The 12,945-nt window shown below is 63.1% G+C and carries 13 protein-coding genes; 3 read left to right on the top strand and 10 right to left on the bottom strand.

Annotation, left to right across the window (positions count from 1 at the left end):
• Positions 1-192: 192 nt before the first annotated feature.
• The gene (locus tag AC0L18_RS05950) at positions 193-540 is read left to right on the top strand and encodes a hypothetical protein (RefSeq protein WP_473491026.1); all 348 of its coding nucleotides are present in this window, start codon (positions 193-195) and stop codon (positions 538-540) included.
• Between the two features lie 361 nt (positions 541-901).
• Complete coding sequence (locus tag AC0L18_RS05955) at positions 902-1,861, top strand: DMT family transporter (RefSeq protein WP_473491028.1); 960 nt, start codon at positions 902-904, stop codon at positions 1,859-1,861.
• A 23-nt stretch (positions 1,862-1,884) separates the two neighbouring features.
• On the opposite strand, the gene AC0L18_RS05960 is transcribed toward AC0L18_RS05955, so the two are convergent.
• From AC0L18_RS05960 to AC0L18_RS05980, 5 genes are all read right to left on the bottom strand, one after another.
• Positions 1,885-2,691, bottom strand: a complete 807-nt coding sequence (locus AC0L18_RS05960; protein WP_473491030.1) for an ABC transporter permease — start codon at positions 2,689-2,691, stop codon at positions 1,885-1,887.
• Positions 2,688-3,695, bottom strand: coding sequence for an ATP-binding cassette domain-containing protein (locus AC0L18_RS05965; RefSeq protein WP_473491031.1), 1,008 nt, complete (start codon positions 3,693-3,695; stop codon positions 2,688-2,690). Before AC0L18_RS05965 ends, AC0L18_RS05960 begins: the two co-directional genes overlap by 4 nt.
• 182 nt (positions 3,696-3,877) lie before the next feature.
• A complete protein-coding gene (locus AC0L18_RS05970; protein ID WP_473491032.1) occupies positions 3,878-4,387 on the bottom strand; it encodes a superoxide dismutase family protein in 510 nt (169 codons plus the stop codon).
• A gap of 102 nt (positions 4,388-4,489) precedes the next feature.
• Entirely contained in the window at positions 4,490-5,266 is a 777-nt protein-coding gene (locus AC0L18_RS05975) for a sulfite exporter TauE/SafE family protein (protein ID WP_473491033.1), read from the bottom strand.
• Between the two features lie 438 nt (positions 5,267-5,704).
• Positions 5,705-6,613: an AI-2E family transporter gene (locus tag AC0L18_RS05980; RefSeq protein ID WP_473491034.1), complete on the bottom strand. Its 909-nt coding sequence runs from the start codon at positions 6,611-6,613 to the stop codon at positions 5,705-5,707.
• Between the two features lie 16 nt (positions 6,614-6,629).
• Here AC0L18_RS05980 and AC0L18_RS05985 point away from each other — a divergent pair, with 16 nt between their 5' ends.
• Complete coding sequence (locus AC0L18_RS05985; RefSeq protein WP_473491035.1) at positions 6,630-7,100, top strand: hypothetical protein; 471 nt, start codon at positions 6,630-6,632, stop codon at positions 7,098-7,100.
• A gap of 175 nt (positions 7,101-7,275) precedes the next feature.
• On the opposite strand, the gene amaB is transcribed toward AC0L18_RS05985, so the two are convergent.
• The 5 genes from amaB to AC0L18_RS06010 all read right to left on the bottom strand — a co-directional run bounded on the left by amaB (position 7,276) and on the right by AC0L18_RS06010 (position 12,925).
• Complete coding sequence (amaB, locus tag AC0L18_RS05990; protein WP_473491036.1) at positions 7,276-8,787, bottom strand: L-piperidine-6-carboxylate dehydrogenase; 1,512 nt, start codon at positions 8,785-8,787, stop codon at positions 7,276-7,278.
• A 232-nt stretch (positions 8,788-9,019) separates the two neighbouring features.
• On the bottom strand, positions 9,020-10,291 hold the full coding sequence (locus AC0L18_RS05995) for an RNA polymerase sigma factor (RefSeq protein ID WP_091594781.1): 1,272 nt from the start codon (positions 10,289-10,291) through the stop codon (positions 9,020-9,022).
• On the bottom strand, positions 10,288-10,662 hold the full coding sequence (locus AC0L18_RS06000) for a YciI family protein (RefSeq protein WP_287064616.1): 375 nt from the start codon (positions 10,660-10,662) through the stop codon (positions 10,288-10,290). Before AC0L18_RS06000 ends, AC0L18_RS05995 begins: the two co-directional genes overlap by 4 nt.
• A 115-nt stretch (positions 10,663-10,777) precedes the next feature.
• Complete coding sequence (locus tag AC0L18_RS06005) at positions 10,778-11,884, bottom strand: DNA topoisomerase IB (protein ID WP_473491037.1); 1,107 nt, start codon at positions 11,882-11,884, stop codon at positions 10,778-10,780.
• A gap of 156 nt (positions 11,885-12,040) precedes the next feature.
• Entirely contained in the window at positions 12,041-12,925 is an 885-nt protein-coding gene (locus AC0L18_RS06010; RefSeq protein WP_473491038.1) for a transglutaminase family protein, read from the bottom strand.
• Positions 12,926-12,945 lie beyond the last annotated feature (20 nt).

Genomic DNA, 12,945 nt, shown 5'->3' on the forward strand with positions numbered 1-12,945 from the left:
AAAATTTTTTTATAAAAAAAAAAAATATTTTTTTGGCGGCCCCCCCCCCCGCGGGGGGGGGGGGCGGCCCCCCCCCCCCCCCCCCCCCCCCACGACTCACCCGGCCACAGCAGCCCACCTCAACCGATCCGGCGGTCGCGCGGCCTCGCGGCCGCACCGGGAAATGTTGCAGGCCGAAACCCCGGAGACACCATGATTATCCGATACGCGCTCTTCGAAGGCGAAATCCATTGCGGCAGGGAAGCTGAGTTCCGCCAGTTCGTGAAAGACCGGCTTGTCCCGCTCTGGACGCAGTTTCCCGGAGCCGAGGAAATCCGCATCCTCGACGGAACTATCCGCGACGAAGGCGCCCCGGCCTACGCAATGGCGCTGGCCATCCGCTATCCGGATATGACGGCGTGCGAATTGGCGCTTCAGTCCCCCATCCGGTCCGAAAGCCGCCAAGTTACCGGCGAGCTGCTGAATATGTTCACCGGACGCGTTCACCACCACGTGTTCGACGCGAGCGAATACGTGCCGACACGTGCACCTGAAGAATGAGCGGGCGGTAAGCAGAGATCGGTCTGATCAGCTTGGCGCCATGGGAGGCCACCTTACGCTCGACATCGCACACGGGGGTTTTTCCGCAGCGGTTTTGAATCGTTTTTTGTCTATGTGTGGCAAACCAAGCTGGTGAGGCAGCCGCACGCCGCCGCGGACTGGGTCTAAATCGGCGATCCTGTCCGCCTCACGCGCTGCATCGGCACGGCTCAGCGCGATGAGGATACGCCTGTATCCGCCACTCGCCACCATCTGGATGTTGCGCTCGGAACAGGCCGCACAGGGAGTGGTGACATAGCTGACATTGCGGCTCGGCAAGGCGCAGCAATCTTGCTAAGATCGGCGGTGGGAGGAGACGGGCATGCAATCGCTGCCGATAGCCCATCCTGGTGTAGCCAAGACGACAGCCGACGCATCGCTTCCACTCGCCTATTCCACCGCGACGCTCTGCTGGCTCCTGTCCGCCGGCGTCTACATCGCAGCCAAGTGGGTCGCCCCCGAGATGCCGCCTTGGGCGCTCTGCTTCTGGCGGCTGGTGCTCGCCTGCGCGATCCTGCTGCCTATCGTCCATCATCATCACGGGGCGATGCTCGCACTGATCCAGTCCCGAGCGATCGAGGTGCTGGCCATCGGCGCCATCGGGCTGACCCTCTGTCAGGGCATGATCTACACGGGCCTCAATTACACCGACGCGACGACCGCCGGCATCATCATGGCGCTGTCGCCGATCATGACCATGGTGCTTGCCCGCTTCGTGCTCGGCGAGCCCCTCGGCATCTGGAAGGCGCTTGGCGCGCTGCTCGCTCTGGTCGGGATGGTGGTGATCGTGGCGCGCGGCGACCTTACCGCGCTGATGCGGCTCCAGTTCAATCCCGGCGAGTTGTGGATCGTCGGCAGCGCGTTTTGCTGGGGCCTCTACACCGTGCTGCTGCGTCGCGCCAAATTCGCCATCGAACTGCTGCCGACGGTGGTCCTGCTGCTGGGGGCCGGCGCGCTGGCCGCACTGCCCCTCTATCTCTGGGAGCTGTTTTCCGGCGAGCGTTCGGCGCTGCATGCGAACGGCCTTCTGGCACTCGCCTATGTCGCTGGCCCGGGCGGCGCGCTGATGTATTACCTCTACAACCGCAGCGTCGAGACGCTTGGCGCCGGGCGCGCCAGCATGCTGCTCTATCTGCAGACTGTCTTTGTCGCCGTGCTCGCTTATCTTTTCCTAGGCGAAAGCTTGCACGACTACGACCTCGCCGGCGCCGCCTTTATCGTCGCCGGCCTGCTGCTCGCCACCGCGATCAAGCCGAGGCCGCGCACGGCTCATGTCGCGTAGGGATACCTCTCCCGCTACGCCTCTCACCTTCTGAGATACAGCCATAGTGTCGTCGGCGCCAGGATCGCGGTCAGCGCCACCGGCGCGATCAGGGCGAGGACGACCTGACTGAGTGTCGCCCCGCCACCCATCAACCCGCGCAGCGCCGTCGTCATCAGCGACACCGGATTGACTTCGACGAAGGCCCGCAGCCAGTCCGGCATGGTCCCGGGGTCGACCATGATGTTGGAGGCGAAGACGAGCGGGAACAGGAAGGTAAAGCCGAGCGTCATCACTGTGGTTGGCGTGCGGATCAGCAGGCCGAGCACGATGAATACCCAGCCCATGCCGAACCCTATGGCGATCAGCATGGCGAAGGCGGCAAGCACGCCGAGGATGCCCGCCTCCGGCCGGTAGCCGAGGATCAGCCCGATGATGAGAATGATCGAGCCGGCAATCAAATGGCGCAGGATGTCGCCCACCATCAGACCGGCGAACGGAGAGAGCGACCAGATCGGCAGCGATCGGAAGCGGTCAAACAAGCCCTTGCCGAGGTCGGTCGACAATCCCATGCCCGAATAGACTGCGTTGAACACCACGGTCTGAACCAGGATGCCGGGCAGGAAGAACTGCAGGTATTCGCCAGGCGAACCGGCGAGCGCACCGCCGAAGACGAAGGTGAACAGCAGCGTGAACATGATCGGAGTCATCACCAGGTCGAACAGCTGCTCCGGCACATGCTTGAATTTCAGCACCGCGCGCCATCCGAAGACCAGCGCGTTGGAAAGGGCTGATGGGGACCTCGGTCGGGCGACCCTTTGCAGCCGCTGCAGGGATGTTGTGTCGATCATGGCTTGTCGTCCTTCCGGCTTTCACCCAGGCTCGGCTGGCCCGTCAGCGCGAAGAAGACCTCCTCAAGGCTGGGTTGGCCCATGGAGAAATCCGACAGTTCGATGTCGGCAGCGACCAGATCGGCGAGCGCCTCGTTGGCGGCCTTCGCCGTGCCGGCAAGGACGGAGAGTTCGGCGCCCTCGGCACTGCGTTGGACAGGGTGCTCCAGCCGGCGTTCCAGGATCGACGCCGCCTGGTCCAGCCGCGCAACATCAGCGAGCGCGACATGGAGAAAACCGGAGCCGGTGGCCGCCTTCAATTCGCGGCTGGTGCCCTCGGCAATCTTCCTGCCGTGGTCGATGACGGCGATGCGTGCCGCGAGTTGATCGGCCTCTTCGAGATATTGCGTGGTGAGCAGGATGGTGACGCCGGCCTCGGCGAGGCCGCGGATCATGCCCCAGACATCCTTGCGGGCGTTCGGATCGAGGCCTGTGGTCGGCTCATCGAGGAACAGCACGCCCGGCGTGACGATCAGCGAGGCGGCTATGTCGAGCCGCCTTCGCATGCCACCGGAATAGTCCCTCACCTGCTTCGTCGCCGCGTCGGACAAGCCGAAAGCCGCGAGCAGGTCGTCCGCGCGGGCTTTCGCGGCGCGACCGCGAAAACCCCAGAGTCGGGCGAGCAGGACGAGGTTCTCCCGGCCCGTCAGGTCCTCGTCGAGCGAAGCGAACTGCCCGGTCATTGCGATTGCCGCACGGACCTCGTGCGGGGCCTGCACGAGATCGTGCCCCATCACGGTCGCGGAGCCGGCGTCGGGGCGCGACAGCGTCGCAAGCATCCGCATCAGAGTTGTCTTGCCGGCGCCGTTCGGACCCAGGATAGCGAAAATCATGCCGCGCGGCACATCGAGGTCGATACCATCGACGGCACGCAGCTTGCCGAAGGTTTTGACCAGGCCGCGGGCGGAAATGGCTGACTGGGCAAGGCCCGTGGCGGGCACACCCATAGGAGAAGTATCGTTCATGCAATCATCCGGCAGTCGCAAATGAAGGCCAACCTCGGCGCAATGGCTGCGTCGCCAGTTCCTCTGCAGGCGCATGAGCTTACCGTCTGGCTTATCCTCATGCCAGAGGCTCCGACCATCTGCCTGGCCGCCGAACTGTAGCGCCGGTCAGATCATCTATCGGCTACGCCCTTGGGGTTTTCTCACTCGATCACGGCACAGGCCTGACGTTTTCCGGCATCACCGGCAGGCTGGCTTTTGTAGTTGTCCTGCCCACCGTGGATCATCAATGCCTTGCCTCGTATCGCCGCTTCCCCACCATCCAGCTTGACCATGCTGTTGAAAACCTGAGCACGCAAAACCCCGTCGGCGCCGACCCGCTGATTTGGCATATCGCCCGCGTGCGGGCCTTTTCCGGCGAGATATCCATGTTCGGCTTTCGTCGGATTGAAGTGCCCACCGGCCGAGTCATGGCCGGTCTGATGATCGCACTTTCCGGTCTCATGAACATGGAACGCAACCGATTCGCCCGCCGGCAGTCCGGTCACCTCCAACTCTATCAGCACACCCTGCGCCGTCTCGGTCAGCGTGGCCGTTCCGTTCTTCTCGCCGGCCATGTTGACGAATTCGGCTTTCGCGGTCGCGGCGTCCTGAGCCGCTGCAGGCATCGCGACCGCCAGCGCCAACCCTGCTGTTGCAACCAATTTTCTCATCGACTCGGCCTCCGGTTGCCCAAGGCATCCAAACAACAACGGCGCCTATTCGTTCCATTTGGGAATTGAGTTTTTGTCTCCGGCACGGTCGATGTGCCTCTGTTACACCAATTCGAAGAGTTGCGCGGTTTGCCAGCCCGCCAGCAGTATGATGAGAGTGCCAACGAGCCTGAGAAGCGTCTTTTCTGCGATCGACTTCACCATCAATCCGGCCATCGGCGCTGCGATCACCCCGCCAAGGACCAAGCCGGCAACGGCGATCAGATTTTCTGCCAGCGCTCCTGCCTCCGCCCAATGGCCGGTCAATAACGCAAACAGGAAGGTCAGGGACACCGACAGCGTGGTAAGGAACTCGGTGGCATTTACCGTGCCAATCACGTAGCGGGGCGTCCCGCCAAAACCGAGAAGGCCCGTCGTCACGATGGGTCCCCATCCGCCACCCCCTGCCGCATCGAGAAATCCACCACCAAGCCCAAGCGGAGGCACCGCGGCTGCAGGGACCGGCTTGCTTGGTATCCGTCGGAAGGAACGGAACAGGAGCCAGGCTCCGACGAGCGCAAGATATGTGGTCACATAAGGCTTCATGATGGCCCCCTCAAACGAGGTGAGCACAAAAGCGCCGAGAACGCCGCCGAGCACGCCAAACGGCATCAGCCGCCAGAAAAGCTTCCAGTCGATATTGCGGTGATAGAGGTGAGCCGAACCCGAGGCCGCCGTGGTAAACAGCTCGGCCGCGTGAACTGAAGCCGAAGCATGTGCAGGAGACACGCCGAACCCCAGTAGTGTTGTCGAGCAAATCACGCCGTAGGCCATGCCGAGAGCGCCGTCCACAGCCTGAGCTAAAAACCCTACGATCGCAAAAAGAAGGAATTCCTGCATTTGGCTCTCCAACAAGGCGCGGATGTACTCGATAAAAGAGAAACCCGCCGCCTACAACGCATGCAATCTTCATGCTTCCACAACTCACCAAACGCCTGGCATCGATAATGGGACGACGAACGGGAAACTGTCCACCCGATCGACGCTTTTCTCCGCACCCGATCGAATGGACTGCGCCCCACCTCCTCTGGAGGTTTCACGGGTCGGCCGCAGACTTGCAACTCCACCCCATGAGGCCGGTTGGCGCATGACAGAAAGCCAACCCGCTTGCCTCGGCCAGCCTCGATTATTGGATCGACCTGCAAAGCTTCATCGGGGACGCGATGTCTTTGCTGCAGGTTCGGAGGGGTCGACGCCGGGGGTAAGCGCGCCTTTCGCGAGTGATACGGCCTTCCACGTCTTTAGGCCTCGAATCGAACTCGTGGCACGTAGCGGTACTTATTCGCGACCAGGCGCGGCTCTCGACTGACGTGATGGCTTTGTGTCGCGCTTTGGCGTCAGTTCCGCCCCGGTTTGGTCGTTCAATCGTTTCTTGAGGATGTCAATGAGGCTGACGGTGACCGCAATCACCGCAGGGCCGAGGACGAGCCCGGATGCTCCGAAGAGGACGATACCACCGACAGCACCGACAAAGGCGATCACCGTGTGGAGCCGCAACCGATTCCCGACAAGTATTGGATAGAGCAGATTGTCGATGCCGGCGACGACCACGCCGCCCCAGACGGTCAGGATCGCTGCGCTCGCCCAAGCCCCTTCCAGGGCGAGATAGATCGCTGCCGGCACCCAGATCAGGAATGCGCCAAGCACCGGCACGATGGCAAGAAGTCCCATTGCCAAGCCCCAGAAGACCGGAGTGGGCAGGCCGAGCCACCAGAATATCAGGCCGCCCAGCGTTCCCTGCACAGCGGCGACAAGCACGGTGCCTATCAGGATCGCATGGACCGTCTCGGCAAGGCGGGACAGCGTGTATGCCGTCTCCGCGGTACGCAGGGGCGAGAGACGCTCGATCCCGCGCAGGGCGGATTCACGGTCCCGCAGAAAATAGAACAGCAGATAGAATGTCAGCACGAACATCACGGCCTGATTGATCGAGCCGCGCAACAGCGATGTGCTTTGTGCCGTCAGCCATTGAACAAATGCGGCGACCGTGCCGGCCGGATCGATTTGGTTCTCGATCCACTGGGCAACCGCCGAAAGCCTGGGATAGCCCGACATGAAGGCATCTGTGTTCCAGCCCCGGATGACCTCCTCCATATAGGTGGCGCCGTTTACCGTCTCGCGTACAAGCTGCTGGGCCACGAAGATGAGCGGCAGGCCGACCGCCACCGCCGCGATGCTGACAGACATCAGTGCAGCTAGGTTCTTGTTCCTGAGCCTTTCCTCGAGCCGGATACAGGATGATTGCCAACACCACCGCCCAGGTCAGTGCGGGCAAAAAAGGCAACGCCAGGAGATAACAGACATACAGGCCGATCGCCGTCGCGGCGACGATGCCGAGCAATCTCATTTGCTTCATATCGGGCATCTGTTTCAGGTCGGGCATCTCTCGCCGCCTCGCAAACCAAGCGAGACTAGTGGATTTTCTGACAAAATGGCAGCTTCCGTCGTCGCACCCCCTACTGCCAAGCCGCTGTCGAGCGTGACGAAATTGGCCATTTCTCGGTCATTGGGCTGGCTAGGCCGGTTGGGCGCCCGTCCGCGCTGCCAGCACCACGACGGCCTGCCGGTCGTGGATGCTCTGACCTACGGCGGTTCTACATCTCGCTCGCGGCAGCGCAGCTTCACAGGGCCAAAAGAAAAAAAGGCCGGACTGTTAAAGTCCGGCCAGGCATGAAGGTTCAAAACCTCCAGAGGGGAACGCGCCGGACGCAATGGGAGGAAAACATCCGACGCAATGCTCATATGGGTCGGCACGGATGACGTTTCAACGACATGGGGTGGGCCACATCAGCCGCTCCATAGAGCCACCCGGGCTCATGGGTGCCGCCACAAGAGGAGCCCTGGCGTTCCTAATCGATGTCGAAGGACACGCCTTGGGCCAGCGGCAGCGCCTTGGAAAAGTTCACCGTGTTGGTGGCGCGCCGCATGTAAGCCTTCCAGGCGTCGGAACCGCTCTCGCGGCCGCCGCCGGTCTCCTTCTCGCCGCCGAAGGCGCCGCCGATCTCGGCCCCCGACGTGCCTATGTTGACGTTGGCGATGCCGCAGTCGGACCCGTCGACGCCGAGGAAGCGCTCGGATTCCTGCAGGTCGCGGGTGAAGATCGACGACGACAGCCCCGCTCCGACCGCATTGTGCTCGTCGAGCACGGCGTCGAAGTCCGAGTATTTCATCACGTAGAGGATCGGCGCGAAGGTCTCTTCCGTCACCGGCGAGACCTGCTCGGGCATCTCGACCAGCGCCGGACGAACGTAATAGGCGTCGGGATGGCCATTCTCGACCCGCGCGCCGCCGGTGACCTTGCCGCCGTGAACGGCGGCTTCCTTCAACGCATGCTGCATGCTGTCGAAGGCTGCCATGTCGATCAACGGTCCGACCAGCGCTGATGTCTCCAGCGGATTGCCGACAGAGACGCTTTCATAGGCCTTTTTCAGGCGCGGAACGAGTTGGTCGTAGACGCTCTCATGCACGAACAGGCGCCTGAGCGTCGTGCAGCGCTGGCCGGCGGTGCCCATGGCGCCGAAGGCGACGGCGCGCAAGGCCATGTCGAGATCGGCCGTCGGGCAGACGATGCCGGCATTGTTGCCGCCGAGCTCCAGCACGGCGCGGGCAAAGCGCTTCGCCAGCCGTGGACCGACATCCCTGCCCATGCGGGTCGAGCCGGTGGCCGAGACCAGCGGCACATCAGGATGATCGACCAGAATTTCGCCGACGGCGCGATCGCCGATCAGCACCGAAATCAAGCCTTCCGGAGCGTCGCCGAAACGTTCTGCCGCACGCTTGAAGATCGCCTCGCAGGCGAGCGCCGTCAGCGGTGTCTTTTCCGACGGCTTCCAAACCACCGCGTCGCCGCAGACCAGCGCCAGCGCGGCGTTCCACGACCACACCGCGACCGGGAAGTTGAAGGCCGAAATCACGCCGACGACGCCCAGCGGGTGCCAGGTTTCCATCATGCGATGACCCGGGCGCTCGGTGGCGATGGTCAGGCCGTACAATTGCCGGGAGAGGCCGACGGCGAAATCGCAGATGTCGATCATCTCCTGCACTTCGCCGAGCCCTTCGGACGGGATCTTGCCGACCTCGATCGACACCAGCCGGCCAAGCTCTGCCTTATGCGCGCGCAGTTCCTCGCCTAGCAGCCGCACCAATTCGCCGCGCTTCGGCGCCGGCACCAGCCGCCATGCCTGGAAGGCTTTATGCGCCCTGTCGATGGTCTCTGCCGCACCGGCCGGTGAGATCGTCTTCAGCGCGGCGATCTGCTCACCTGTCACCGGGCTGCGCACGATGAGATCGCCGCCTGAAAGCGCAGCCTCGGCAACGCCCAGTTTCGCCAGCAGCCCGGCTGTTTCCTTCGCAATCGTCATTTTCTTTCCCTTTCAGACCCGTCGCTCAACTATGCATGTCGCCCAAAAGCATGCCCTCGGGCCTGACCCCAAAGTGCGCAGCGGTTTTGGGACATGCACCCTTGCACCATGCCGTCCCTGCACCGATCGGCACATCAGGCGCTGTCATGGCGTGGCATTACTCGTTTCAGGGAAAAATCGCCACCCCGGCATGGTCTAAGCCAAAGGCAGACCGTTGAACCAGCGAGTCGTCTCAGCGCGCTGCCTGCGCGCCCCGCACGGCGCCTTCCTTCATCAGGCGGTCGATGTGCATGCGGATATGGGCGGCCTCGGCGGCCGTATTGGCAAGCGCAATGGCGCGGTCGAAGGCGATGCGCGCCTCCTCACCACGACCGAGCTGCATCAGCAGGCCACCCCTAAGGCCGAAGAAGTGGAAATAGCCGGAAAGCCTTTGTTCCAACGGCTCGATCATGGCAAGTGCGGCTTCCGGCCCGCGCACCTTGGCGACCGCGACGGCGCGATTGAGCGTCACCACCGGCGACGGCTGCATCTGCTCGAGCAGGCTGTAGAGCAGCTCGATCTCGTTCCAGTCCGTGTCCTCGGGCCTTTCCGCGCGCGCATGCAGGGCGGCGATCGCCGCCTGCACCTGGTAGGGACCGGGCTTGTGGTGGCGCAGCGCTTTGTCCACCAGCGCCAGCCCCTCGTCGATCATCTTGCGGCTCCACAGGCTGCGGTCCTGGTCTTCGAGCAGCACGATTTCGCCGTTCTCGTCGAAACGCGCCGGCGCACGCGCATGCTGAAGCAGCAAGAGCGCCGTCAGGCCCATGATCTCCGGCTCGGTCTGGAACAGCCTGAGCAGCAGCCGGGCCAGCCGGATCGCCTCTTCGCAGAGCGGCGCGCGCGCCGGCGCCTCGCCGCTGTTGGTCGAATAGCCTTCGTTGAAGATCAGGTAGACCATGGCGGCAACCGCGGCGAGCCGTTCGGAGCGCTCGACCGCGCCGGGCGTCTCGAACGGCACGCCGGCATCGGCGATGCGCGCCTTGGCACGGGTGATGCGCTGCTCCATGGCGCTTTCGCCGACGAGAAAGGCGCGGGCGATCTGCTTGACGCTCAGGCCTGAAACGATGCGCAACGCCACGGCGATCTGCTGCGTCGCCGGCAGGTCGGGATGACAGCAGATGAACAGCAGCCGCAATATGTCGTCGCGGTAGTGCGCGCCGTCCAGCCGTTCGGCGATATCGGTTTCGGCATCTTCCAGATCGGAGATCTGGTGCTCTTCCGGCAGCGGCGCCTGCTTGGCACGCTTGCGCACCGCGTCGATGCCGCTGTTGCGGCCAACGAAGATCAGCCAGGCCGCCGGGTCGCGCGGCGGGCCGTTTGTCGGCCAGTTCTTCAGAGCGCGCAGGCAAGCGTCCTGGAAAGCTTCCTCCGCCGCGTCGAGATCGCGGAAGTAGCGCAGCAGCGCGCCCATCGCCTGTGGGCGGGCGGTGCTGATCGCTGTGCTGATCCAGGTAAGGTCGGTCATGCTGAAACCTTGGCGGGATTGAAGAGCGAAACCGGCCGTATCTCGTAGGAGCCGCCGCTCGGGTTCACCTCGGAAAGCTCGCGCGCAAAGTCGACGGCCTCGTCGAGATCGGCGCATTCGAGCGTGTAGAAGCCGAGGAACTGTTCCTTGGTCTCGGCAAACGGGCCATCGATGACGACCGATTCGCCTTTGACCTTTCTCAGCGTTGTCGCTGCGGTCGTCGGCAGCAGCCGCGCCACCGGGCCAAGCCGGCCGGCCTGAGCGTATTTTTCCTGCACGCCCAGGAGTTTTTCCATGACGGCATCGTCCTGTTCCTTGCTCCACGAGCAGACGACGTCTTCGGAGGCATAGCAGAGGATTGCGTAGAGCATGGGTGCGTCCTTTTCTCTGTCAAAGGACGAAACAGTAGGACCGATCCCGACACAACGTCGATAAAAAAATCACGTGCTGCGAGCACAATGAAGGCCTGTGGCTGCTCTGTTCGGTTCAGCTTTCCTGCACCTTCAGCCATCTCAGAACGACGGCTTCTTCGTCATCAAGGCCGGCTATCGATCGCTTCCGCTTGTTCGCATCCGCCATTTCGCTGAGCAGCCGACCTTCGGACCAGGCTTCGAAAACCTGTGGGTGGATGTAACAGCTGCGGCAGATGGCGCGCGTGTTGCCCAGCCGCTCGGCCACCTTGTCGATGACGCCGTTCATCACCCGCTTCTGTTGTGCCTGGCTTTCGGGTCGTTCGGTTTGCGCAAACAACGACGCCGCATGGATGGTGCCGCCCCAGGTTCGGAAATGCTTCGAGCTGACATCTGCCCCTGCCGTCTCCCTGATATAGCGGTTGACGTCGTCGGAACGGATTGGTCGCCTGCTTCCGTCCTCGTCGACATACTGGAACAGCTTCTGGCCCGGCAGATCCTGCGCCCCGCGCACAATCCTGGCGATCCGGCGATCGACGAGCTTCAGCTTCCATTCCTTGCCGGACTTGCCCTTGAAAGCGAAACGCAGGCTCGAGCCTTTGATGTCGACATGGCGGTCGCGCAGCGTGGTCAGCCCAAAGCTGTTGTTGTCGCGGGCGTAGGCGGCATTGCCGACGCGAATCATCGTGTTGTCGAGCAGCCAGACCACAGCGGCGACAACGCGTTCCAAGGGCAGGCCGTGACGGCGCAGGTCGGCGTCGATCTGGCGTCGCAGTTCAGGCAGACTCTCTGCAAAGGCAACCAGGCTCGAATATTTGACGCCGTCGCGCTCCTCGGCCCATTGCGGATGATAGCGATACTGCTTGCGTCCGCGCTGGTCTCGGCCGGTCGCCTGGATGTGACCGTCAGCAACGGGCGAAATCCACACATCCGTCCACGCCGGTGGGATGGCGAGCGCCTTGATGCGGGCCATGGTGTTCTCGTCGACGCCCTGCCCGTCAGGTCCTTTGTATGAAAATCCCCTGCCGGTCCTGAAACGGCGGATACCGGGCTCGGTATCGGTGACATAGGTGAGCGAGGCTCGATCGGCCGAGGCCTCTCCGCCATTCTTCGGCGCCCCGTTTTTTGGTGCACCCTCCTTGGCAGCCGACCGGCCAGTCGACGATCCGGATTTGTCCAGCATGTCCTCTCCACGAGAAATTTTCCCGTAGATAAGCGCAGCAACGGCTGCTGGTTCCGCGTGTGGCTTCAGAATGATGTCAGCGCACCGCATGTGCGTTCGACGGGCCGTCTCTGTCTACCTTCGGCGCCTACAAATCGATCGCGGCCTCGCTTGCCGTCATGCCTTTTCCAGCACGACCGGAATGACGTCGACCGCCTGCTCGCCGACCTGTCCGCCCGTCGTCTTCAGGACGCCGACGATCGGCGCTACATCCGAATAGTCGCGGCCGTGGCCAACGGTGATGTGGTCGTTGCTTGCCCGCATGCCGTTGGTTGGATCGAATTCCTGCCATCCGGTGTCGCGCCCGCACCACACGTTGACCCAAGCATGCATGGCGTCGGCCCCTTCCAATCGCGGTTTTCCGGGCGGCGGAATGGTGCGCAGGAAGCCGCTGACATAGCCGGCGGGGATACCGAGGCCGCGCAGGCCGGCGATCATGATGTGCGAAAAATCCTGGCAGACGCCACGCTTCAGGCTGAAAGCATCGCTCGCCCGGGTCTGCACCGTGGTCGCCTCGCCATCGTAGGTGAAATCGCGATGAATGCGGTTGCACAGGTCCATGGCGGTACCGACGACAGAACTGCCGGCACTGCTCCGCGCATAACCCGTTATATCAGCATCGACGCCGACATGGTCGCTGGCGGCCAGAAAGTGATGCGGTGTATCAGGCGACAGCGACCGCACCGCTTCGAGTTGCTCCCGCAGCCGGCTAATGCCGGGCGACACGTCAAGCCCGGGTTCCGGCCGCGAGACGGCGACGCGCGCGCTCATCCTGATGTCGAGCGTATCATGGGCATCGCGAAAGGCGATCGACGTGACATTGTTGCCGAAGAAATCGGAAAAGTCGGAGCGTTCGCTCGGCGCCGGCGCGAAGGACAGCGAAGCGGCGATCACGCGCTGCACGCCCGATATCGTCGGCGGTAGCACGCGCACCTGATGGCGGCCGCCGCCGGCTGCAGCATCATAGTCGTAACGCAGATTGAGCCTGATGTCGTAGTGCATGCCAGCCTCCGGGTCCCGTC

Source organism: Mesorhizobium sp. WSM4819, assembly GCF_055811215.1.

Coding starts and splice junctions, on each gene's coding strand:
- AC0L18_RS05950 (WP_473491026.1), top strand. CDS start 193: ATGATTATCCGATACGCGCTCTTCGAAGGCGAAATCCATTGCGGCAGG.
- AC0L18_RS05955 (WP_473491028.1), top strand. CDS start 902: ATGCAATCGCTGCCGATAGCCCATCCTGGTGTAGCCAAGACGACAGCC.
- AC0L18_RS05960 (WP_473491030.1), bottom strand. CDS start 2,691: ATGATCGACACAACATCCCTGCAGCGGCTGCAAAGGGTCGCCCGACCG.
- AC0L18_RS05965 (WP_473491031.1), bottom strand. CDS start 3,695: ATGAACGATACTTCTCCTATGGGTGTGCCCGCCACGGGCCTTGCCCAG.
- AC0L18_RS05970 (WP_473491032.1), bottom strand. CDS start 4,387: ATGAGAAAATTGGTTGCAACAGCAGGGTTGGCGCTGGCGGTCGCGATG.
- AC0L18_RS05975 (WP_473491033.1), bottom strand. CDS start 5,266: ATGCAGGAATTCCTTCTTTTTGCGATCGTAGGGTTTTTAGCTCAGGCT.
- AC0L18_RS05980 (WP_473491034.1), bottom strand. CDS start 6,613: ATGTCTGTCAGCATCGCGGCGGTGGCGGTCGGCCTGCCGCTCATCTTC.
- amaB (WP_473491036.1), bottom strand. CDS start 8,787: ATGACGATTGCGAAGGAAACAGCCGGGCTGCTGGCGAAACTGGGCGTT.
- AC0L18_RS05995 (WP_091594781.1), bottom strand. CDS start 10,291: ATGACCGACCTTACCTGGATCAGCACAGCGATCAGCACCGCCCGCCCA.
- AC0L18_RS06000 (WP_287064616.1), bottom strand. CDS start 10,662: ATGCTCTACGCAATCCTCTGCTATGCCTCCGAAGACGTCGTCTGCTCG.
- AC0L18_RS06005 (WP_473491037.1), bottom strand. CDS start 11,884: ATGCTGGACAAATCCGGATCGTCGACTGGCCGGTCGGCTGCCAAGGAG.
- AC0L18_RS06010 (WP_473491038.1), bottom strand. CDS start 12,925: ATGCACTACGACATCAGGCTCAATCTGCGTTACGACTATGATGCTGCA.